General features: G+C 61.9%; 5 protein-coding genes and 1 other RNA gene. All 6 read left to right on the forward strand.

All coding sequences use genetic code 11. The features are described from left to right. Positions 1–293: RNase P RNA component class A (gene rnpB / locus VGO04_RS09370), an RNA gene on the forward strand; the annotation flags it as partial. Between the two features lie 79 nt (positions 294–372). Further along, on the forward strand, positions 373–939 hold the full coding sequence (locus tag VGO04_RS09375; RefSeq protein ID WP_327495671.1) for a hypothetical protein: 567 nt from the start codon (positions 373–375) through the stop codon (positions 937–939). Positions 940–1,441: 502 nt separating this feature from the next. After that, positions 1,442–1,882, forward strand: a complete 441-nt coding sequence (gene mraZ, locus VGO04_RS09380) for a division/cell wall cluster transcriptional repressor MraZ (RefSeq protein ID WP_327495672.1) — start codon at positions 1,442–1,444, stop codon at positions 1,880–1,882. 14 nt (positions 1,883–1,896) lie between these two features. Beyond that, positions 1,897–2,922, forward strand: a complete 1,026-nt coding sequence (rsmH, locus tag VGO04_RS09385; RefSeq protein WP_327495673.1) for a 16S rRNA (cytosine(1402)-N(4))-methyltransferase RsmH — start codon at positions 1,897–1,899, stop codon at positions 2,920–2,922. Positions 2,923–2,928: 6 nt separating this feature from the next. Then, positions 2,929–3,312, forward strand: coding sequence for a cell division protein FtsL (ftsL, locus tag VGO04_RS09390; protein WP_327495674.1), 384 nt, complete (start codon positions 2,929–2,931; stop codon positions 3,310–3,312). After that, on the forward strand, positions 3,312–5,060 hold the full coding sequence (locus VGO04_RS09395) for a penicillin-binding protein 2 (protein ID WP_327495675.1): 1,749 nt from the start codon (positions 3,312–3,314) through the stop codon (positions 5,058–5,060). The genes ftsL and VGO04_RS09395 overlap by 1 nt, the downstream gene beginning before the upstream one ends. Positions 5,061–5,108: the final 48 nt, after the last annotated feature.

Consider the following 5,108-nt stretch of genomic DNA (forward strand, 5'->3'; position numbering starts at 1 on the left):
TCAGGGAAAGTGCCACAGAAAGCAAACCGCTCCGCTTGCGGAGTAAGGGTGAAAGGGTGGGGTAAGAGCCCACCGCGGACATGGCGACATGGACGGCACGGCAAACCCCACCGGGAGCAAGACCGAATAGGGATGACGCGGACGCGCAAGCGCCCAGCCTGTTTCCGGGCCAGTCATCCGGGTGGGTTGCAAGAGGCTGCGTGCAAACGTAGTCCCAGATGAATGGCTGCCACGTTCCGTTGCCCTCGGGTAGCGGGGCCATACAGAACCCGGCTTACAGGCCAACTGGCGATTTCTCTTTATGGTGAACTGCATCTTTACCACCTGGTTGTACCAGTGGTGTCGGTGTGCACTGACAGTTGGGGGGCGCAGGTGACCGTCGCAAGAGCTTTCGGCAAATGGTGCGGTGTCGGTTTGGCGTTGCTTGTGCTGGTGCCGGTCGCCGTTGCTCCCGCTTATGCTGAAAATCTGCCGGACCTTTCGCCGAAGAGCTATCCTGCCGCCAAGGTCTACAGGGGCAAAGTAAAGCTCCCGGACTTCAACGGCCGTGACAAGGATTTCCGCCTCTTTCGAACGACGATCACCAAGGAAATGCTGGAAGGGGTGAACTTTGCCGGCGAGTACCGGGTGAACCAGGTCGGTTGCGGTGCGCAGTGCACTTTCGTCTTTGTCTCAAGCAACCGAACCGGGGAGGTCTTTGATTTCCCTTTGGGCGGTGACGACAACCTTCTGATGAAGCTTGAGTTCGGGCTTGATAGCAGGCTGATGACGGCCCAATGGGCCTCCTACGAACCAGACCGGTGCGTGCTTGAATACTTGGTGTTCGATGCCGGTCGCTGGAAAGAACTCTACAGCCGCCAGGTCGGTACGTTCGAGGCGTGTCACGACCCGATCGACGAGAATGCTGCGCAGTCCGATCCGGAGCGAAGGGCGCCCTAAAGCTTGATCTGAGACGCGTCGTCGCGGGCATCTCCGGGGCGTAACGCGGCGTTGGCAGTGGCGTACGGCCGGCGCCTGCCGCGTCGGCTTTTGCGCCAGATGGGTTCCGGGCGATCGCGCCGGATGGTGGCCGCGCGCATGTTCCTGCGCTCTTTCTCACATTCTGATTTTTCAACGATTTGAAGCCGTTCCGCCGTCCTATTCCCGCACGGTGGGGGTCATTTCGTAACGCTTCGTTAAACTTAACAACCTATCAATATTTGATCAGCCCGACGGCTGTTTACGATCCAATCCCATTGACGCCCATATGGTCCCATGATATCCCATAATGGCACTGCGCAGGGGCTGCTTCGCGGCCCAAAATCGCAAGAATCCAATGCCTTCCGGCTTCGGAAGGTGGTCGGGCATTCCACTGTTCGGCGGGGCTGTCTTGTGTGCGGGGTGATGTGTTCTCGCGGGTCGATGATTATGGCCCGTCAGTCTTGGGCGGCCGTTTCGCGTTATGAACCGCTTCTTGTCACATGCCACCAATCGGATCGATGCGAAGGGACGGGTTTCCGTTCCCTCGGCGTTTCGCTCCGTGCTGTCGGATGGGGGCGTTCGGGAGCTATACTGTTTTCAGGATTTCGTCTTTCCGGCGATCAGCGTCGGCGGGCCGGAACTCCTGGATCGGTTCGAGAGGCAGATGGCGGCCGAGGATCCTTTTTCCCCGGAGGCCAACGAGATGTCGCTGCTCGTTCATGGGGGTGGCGTCTTCGTGAAGCTCGATCCGGAAGGTCGGTTGATGATGACGGATTTCATCCGCGACTTCACTGGCATCTCGACCGACGTGATGTTCGTCGGGCGGGGCGATTATTTTCAGCTCTGGGAGCCGCAGGCCTTCGTCAAGGCGCAAGCGGTGGCCCGGGAAGGGCGCAAGTCACGGGGGTTGCGTCCAGAATAGAATGGAGAGAGGGAATGGTGACGGATCAAGGCGGAGGTATTCCTGAAGCCGAAGGCGGACCGGTTCGTCACATTCCCGTTCTTTTGCCGGAAGTTCTTGCCGCTCTCGAGCCGGCGCCCGGCAAGGTCATCCTCGACGGCACGTTCGGTGCCGGTGGCTACAGTTCTGCGATCCTGAAGGCTGGTGCCGATGTCGTTGGTCTCGACCGCGACCCGACGGCGATCGCCGCCGGCCAGAAGCTGGTCGGCGAATGGGGTGGGCGGCTAAAACTCATTCATGCACAATTTTCCGAGCTTGCCGCCCATGCGCCCGAGGGTGGGCTCGATGGCGTCGTGCTCGATATCGGCGTTTCCTCCATGCAGATCGATGAGGCCGAGCGCGGCTTCTCCTTCCAGAAAAAGGGGCCGCTCGACATGCGCATGTCGGCCTCGGGTGTTTCGGCGGCCGATGTCGTCAATCGCGCCAAGGTCTCCGATCTCATCCGCATCTTCGGCTTTCTCGGCGAAGAGAAGCAGTCGGGCCGCATCGCGCGTGCGATCGAGAAGCGTCGCGCCGAGCAGCCGTTCGAAACGACCCGCGATCTCGCCGGCCTGATCGAGGTGGTGACCCCGCGCAAGGCCAAGGACAAGATCCATCCGGCGACCCGCGTCTTCCAGGCGCTGCGCATTTTCGTCAACGACGAACTGGGCGAGCTGGCGCAGGCGCTGTTTGCCGCTGAAAAGGCGCTGAAGCCCGGCGGCCGTCTGGTCGTCGTCACCTTCCATTCGCTTGAAGACCGGATCGTCAAGGCCTTCTTCCAGGATCGCTCCGGCAAGGCCGGCGGTTCGCGCCATTTGCCGATGGTTTCTGCAAGGGCTGCAACCTTCACGCCAGTTGGCAAGCCTATGGTGGCGGCCACAGAGGAAGAAGCGTCCCTCAATCCGCGCGCACGCTCCGCCAAGCTGCGCGCCGGCATCCGCACGGAAGCGGCGTCGCCGGGAAACGATCTGTCCATTTTCAATCTGCCGGAACTGGCAAGCCTTGCACGGCTGGGGGGCTGACAAGACATGCTTCGAACGTTCGATATCGTTCTGATCGTCGTCATGACGGCCGCCGCGACCGTCACCTATACGATCAAGCACCGCGCCGAAAACAAGCTTGAGGAAGTCCGCAGGCTCGACGTGGCGATCAAGCTGGAAGAAGACACGATCGACCTGCTTCGTGCCGACTGGGCGCTGCTGACGCAGCCGAACCGGCTCGAGCGCCTCGTCGGCGCCTTCGGTGCGGACCTGCAGCTGGCGCCGACCCCCTCGACGCAGCTGGCGCGGCCCGAGGAACTGCCGATGCTGAAGGCGGACCTGCCGGTGCCCGAGGACAAGTCGTCCAAGGACGGCATCGCTTCGATCATCGAAAAGACCGATAACATCGCAACTGGCTCGGTGGCGCGCTGATGTCGTTTCTCTCCCGCATCATGGTTTTGAAAAGCAAGGCGCACTTCTCGGCGGGCGGCAACAACCGACCGGCAGAAAGCGGCGTCAACGTCACCTTCCAGGGCACACGCAAGAAGACGACCAACCAGGCGAAGAACCGCGTCGCCATCGTGATCGCGAGCTTCGGTATCGTCTACGCCGTCATCGGCGGCCGCCTCGTGCAATATGGCATGGCGGCGCCCGAGACGGTGTCGAGCATCGGCCGCGCCGACAACCTGATGGCCTCGCGCCCCGACATTCTCGACCGCAACGGCGAGATTCTTGCAACCGACATCCGCACGGTCTCGCTCTATGCCGAGCCGCACAAGATCGTCGATGCCGACGAGGCGGTGGAGCGGCTGGCGACGGTGTTGCCTGACATTAATACCCGCGAAATCTACAACAAGCTGAAGTCGAAATCGCGCTTCCAGTGGCTGCGCCGCCAGCTCACTCCTAAGCAGCAGAGCGAGATCCTGGCGCTCGGCATTCCCGGTGTCGGCTTCCGTCCGGAAAAGCGCCGCTTCTATCCAGGCGGCCACACGGCGGCCCACGTTCTCGGCCACGTCAACATCGACAACCGCGGCGTCGCCGGCATGGAACGCTACATCGACAGCCAGGGGCTCGCCGACCTTGCCGCGATCGGCATGACGAGCGACGCCAAGCTCGAGCCGGTGAAGCTGTCGATCGACGTGCGCGTGCAGAACATCGTGCGTGACGTCATCGACGCTGGCATGAAGAACTATCAGGCGCTCGCCGCCGGTGCCGTCGTGCTCGACGTGCATACCGGCGAAGTGCTGGCGATGGCGTCCGTCCCCGACTACGACCCGAACAAGCCGGCCGAAGGGGCGGAAGAGGGCTGGATGAACCGCATGTCGAACGGCACGTTCGAAATGGGCTCCACCTTCAAAACCTTCACCATCGCCATGGGCCTCGATTCCGGCAAGGTGACGCTCAACGACAGTTTCGACGCCTCGGCGCCGATCCGCATCGGCGGCTTCACCATCAAGGACTTCCACGGCAAGCGTCGCGTGCTGACCGTTCCGGAAATCTTCCAGTATTCGTCGAACATCGGTACCGCCAAGATCGCCGATCTCGTCGGCATCCCCGGTCACAAGGAATTCCTGACACGCCTCGGCCTGCTTTCCAAACTGCCGACCGAGCTGCCGGAGGTGAAGACGCCCACCCAGCCGCACGAATGGAAGAAGATCAACTCGGTCACCATTTCCTTCGGTCACGGCGTCTCCACGACGCCGCTGCAGACCGCGGTTGCGGGCGCTGCGCTCGTCAACGGCGGCAAGCTGATCGAGCCGACCTTCCTGCCGCGCACCGAGGAGGAGGCCAACGCTGTCGCGACACCGGTGGTCAAGAAGAGCACCAGCGACGACATGCGCTTCCTGCTTCGCTGGAACGGTATCGCAGGCTCCGGCAAGCGCGCTCTGGTGCCGGGCTTCAACGTCGGCGGCAAGACCGGCACGGCGGACAAGGTGGTCAACGGCCGCTACGCCAGCGACCAGAACTTCAACGCCTTCCTTGCGGCCTTCCCGATCGACAATCCGAAATACATCGTGCTGACCTTCATCGACGCGCCGAAGACCGGCGAGGGTGGCGGGCGCACGGCGGGCTCAAATGCCGCTCCGATGGTTCGCGACATCATCAGCCGCTCCGCGCCGCTGCTTGGCGTCGAACCAAAGTTTGGAGAAGACGGTTCTGCCTTGCTTGTGTCTTATTAGACATGAAATGAGAATGCGGACGATTCGCGATTCTGGCGGATCGAAATC

The organism is Ensifer sp. (genome assembly GCF_035999185.1).
In the GTDB taxonomy this organism is placed as follows: Bacteria; Pseudomonadota; Alphaproteobacteria; order Rhizobiales; family Rhizobiaceae; genus Ensifer.